This is a genomic window from Paraliobacillus sp. JSM ZJ581 (assembly GCF_044383835.1).
Lineage (GTDB): Bacteria > Bacillota > Bacilli > Bacillales > Amphibacillaceae > Paraliobacillus.
The window spans coordinates 1-2,975 of record NZ_JBISEP010000056.1; the positions used below are offsets into that span (position 1 = coordinate 1).

Annotated in this window: 1 rRNA gene; it reads left to right on the top strand. The window is 52.3% G+C overall.

The window, feature by feature from the left end:
- Positions 1 to 58: 58 nt before the first annotated feature.
- Positions 59 to 2,973, top strand: a 23S ribosomal RNA gene (locus ACH6CY_RS15525).
- The last annotated feature ends 2 nt before the right edge of the window (positions 2,974 to 2,975 follow it).

Consider the following 2,975-nt stretch of genomic DNA (forward strand, 5'->3'; position numbering starts at 1 on the left):
TATGACAAGACATCATATCAAACGAAAGAACCAAACGTCTTTTTACTGTAAGTAAGATAGTTAAGTAAGTAAGGGCGCACGGTGGATGCCTTGGCACTAGGAGCCGAAGAAGGACGGGACAAACACCGATATGTCTCGGGGAGCCGTACGTAGGCAATGATCCGGGAATTTCCGAATGGGGGAACCCCCTGCTCGTAATGGAGTAGGACAGCATACTAAATACATAGGTATGTTGAGGCAGACCCGGGGAACTGAAACATCTCAGTACCCGGAGGAAGAGAAAGCAAACGCGATTTCCTGAGTAGCGGCGAGCGAAACGGAATTAGCCCAAACCAAAAAGCTTGCTTTTTGGGGTTGTAGGACACTCCATTGGAGTTACAAAGAAATGTATTACATGAATCGATCTGGAAAGATCAGCCGAAGAAGGTAACAGCCCTGTAATGGAAAGTACGTTTCCTCCGGAGTGGATCCTGAGTACGGCGGAACACGTGAAATTCCGTCGGAATCCGGGAGGACCATCTCCCAAGGCTAAATACTCCCTAGTGACCGATAGTGAACCAGTACCGTGAGGGAAAGGTGAAAAGCACCCCGGAAGGGGAGTGAAAGAGATCCTGAAACCGTGTGCCTACAAGTAGTCGAAGCCCGTTTATGGGTGACGGCGTACCTTTTGTAGAATGGACCGGCGAGTTACGATTCTTTGCAAGGTTAAACCGCATAGGTGGAGCCGCAGCGAAAGCGAGTCTGAATAGGGCGAAAGAGTAAAGGGTCGTAGACCCGAAACCGTGTGATCTACCCATGTCCAGGGTGAAGGTCAGGTAACACTGACTGGAGGCCCGAACCCACGTATGTTGAAAAATGCGGGGATGAGGTGTGGGTAGGGGTGAAATGCCAATCGAACACGGAGATAGCTGGTTCTCTCCGAAATAGCTTTAGGGCTAGCCTCAAGGAACGTATGTTGGAGGTAGAGCACTGATTGGACTAGGGGCCCTCATCGGGTTACCGCATTCAGTCAAACTCCGAATGCCAATCATATAGCCTTGGGAGTCAGACTATGGGTGATAAGGTTCATAGTCGAAAGGGAAACAGCCCAGACCGTCAGCTAAGGTCCCAAAGTATACGTTAAGTGGAAAAGGATGTGGCGTTGCACAGACAACCAGGATGTTGGCTTAGAAGCAGCCATCATTTAAAGAGTGCGTAATAGCTCACTGGTCGAGTGACGCTGCGCCGAAAATGTACCGGGGCTAAACGTATCACCGAAGCTACGGATTGTTCTTTGAACAATGGTAGGAGAGCGTTCAACGTGCAGAGAAGTCAGACCGTGAGGACTGGTGGAGCGCGTTGAAGTGAGAATGCCGGTATGAGTAGCGAAATAGAAGTGAGAATCTTCTACACCGAAAGCCTAAGGTTTCCTGAGGAAGGCTCGTCCGCTCAGGGTTAGTCGGGACCTAAGCCGAGGCCGAAAGGCGTAGGCGATGGACAACAGGTTGATAGTCCTGTACCACCTCGTGACCGTTTGAACGACGGGGGGACGCAGAAGGATAAGGAAAGCGTGCTGCTGGTTAGGCACGTCCAAGCAGTGAGTGTGTCAGATAGGCAAATCCGTCTGATAAGCACAAGCTGTGATGGGGAGGGAAATTAAGTACCGAAGTTCCAGATTTCACACTGCCAAGAAAAGCCTCTAGTGAGGTCACAGGTGCCCGTACCGCAAACCGACACAGGTAGGCGAGAAGAGAATTCTAAGGTGAGCGGGAGAACTCTCGTTAAGGAACTCGGCAAAATGACCCCGTAACTTTGGGAGAAGGGGTGCTTCTTGCATGAGAAGCCGCAGTGAATAGGCCCAAGCGACTGTTTAGCAAAAACACAGGTCTCTGCAAAGCCGAAAGGCGACGTATAGGGGCTGACACCTGCCCGGTGCTGGAAGGTTAAAGGGATGCGTTAGCTCCTTTGGAGCAAAGCGTTGAACTGAAGCCCCAGTGAACGGCGGCCGTAACTATAACGGTCCTAAGGTAGCGAAATTCCTTGTCGGGTAAGTTCCGACCCGCACGAAAGGTGCAACGACTTGGGCACTGTCTCAACGAGAGACCCGGTGAAATTATACGATGCGTGAAGATGCGCATTACCCGCGACAGGACGGAAAGACCCCGTGGAGCTTTACTGTAGCCTGATATTGAATGTCGGCATAGCTTGTACAGGATAGGTGGGAGCCTAAGAAGCGTGAGCGCTAGCTTACGTGGAGGCGCCGGTGGGATACCACCCTGGCTGTGTTGACCTTCTAACCCAGGACCGTGATCCGGTTCGGAGACAGTGTCAGGCGGGCAGTTTGACTGGGGCGGTCGCCTCCTAAAGAGTAACGGAGGCGCCCAAAGGTTCCCTCAGAATGGTTGGAAATCATTCGCAGAGTGTAAAGGCAGAAGGGAGCTTGACTGCGAGACCTACAAGTCGAGCAGGGACGAAAGTCGGGCTTAGTGATCCGGCGGTACCGAATGGAAGGGCCGTCGCTCAACGGATAAAAGCTACCCCGGGGATAACAGGCTTATCTCCCCCAAGAGTCCACATCGACGGGGAGGTTTGGCACCTCGATGTCGGCTCATCGCATCCTGGGGCTGTAGTCGGTCCCAAGGGTTGGGCTGTTCGCCCATTAAAGCGGTACGCGAGCTGGGTTCAGAACGTCGTGAGACAGTTCGGTCCCTATCCGTCGTGGGCGTTGGAAGTTTGAGAGGAGCTGTCCTTAGTACGAGAGGACCGGGATGGACACACCGCTGGTGCACCAGTTGTTCTGCCAAGAGCATCGCTGGGTAGCTACGTGTGGCAGGGATAAGTGCTGAAAGCATCTAAGCATGAAGCCCCCCTCAAGATGAGACTTCCCATCTATTAGAGTAAGATCCCTCAGAGACGATGAGGTAGATAGGTTCGAGGTGGAAGCGTGGTGACACGTGCAGCTGACGAATACTAATCGATCGAGGACTTAACTATAA